The sequence below is a fragment of the Frankia sp. CcMO1 genome (assembly GCF_977945845.1).
In genome coordinates this window covers 1-615 of the sequence record NZ_CDWTMG010000177.1, presented here as the reverse complement: position 1 = coordinate 615, position 615 = coordinate 1, and the positions used below count along the sequence as shown (strand labels likewise).

The following is a 615-nucleotide window of genomic DNA, read 5'->3' as shown; positions in this document are numbered from 1 at the left end:
TCAGATGGCGCGCTCAGATGGCGGCAGCAGGTGGACCGCACCGGCTTTCCGCGCGGGTGGTCGGTCAGGTAGGCGATCCCCGGGCAGCGAGTTCTCGCGCATCCGCGCCTGCCATGCGGGCGTGAGGGGCGGATCGGACGTCGTGTGCTCCGCGACGCGTCTGACGGCGAGCCGCAGCAGGTCACCGGCGCACATCGACTCGACGTCCCGCAGCATCGCCCGGTCGGCGTCGTTGAGGTACCGGTCCAGCTGGAGTTCGGGGTACGCCGTGTCCGGGCCGCACGCCGCCCCGGAGGGGCGCCGACGTCGATCCCGCCGTCGAGGTACGCCTTGACGGCCATGCGGTCCGCGGGCGGGCCACCACCCCGCTTCGATGCCCCGAGCCCTCGTAGTCGGTGGTGGCCGGCGCGAAGGCCTCTTGGCCAGGTCACCGGGGTTCGCGGCCGCCACCGGATCGTCACGGGACACCGCCGCACCTGCCCGCGGGGCTGGTGGTCGGCGGCGCGACGCCCACGATGGGGATCGTCGGTGCCCACGCATGCGCGGGGACGACGACGGTGCCGGAGACGGCGGCCGGCGCGCCGTGCGGGCATCGGGTCCGGGTGGGGCGTAGAA

General features: G+C 74.6%; 1 protein-coding gene. It reads right to left on the bottom strand.

Annotation, left to right across the window (positions count from 1 at the left end; translation table 11 throughout):
- Positions 1-468 (bottom strand): hypothetical protein, encoded by a 468-nt coding sequence (locus AC08OU_RS17930; protein ID WP_476605360.1) that lies wholly within the window; start codon positions 466-468, stop codon positions 1-3.
- Positions 469-615 lie beyond the last annotated feature (147 nt).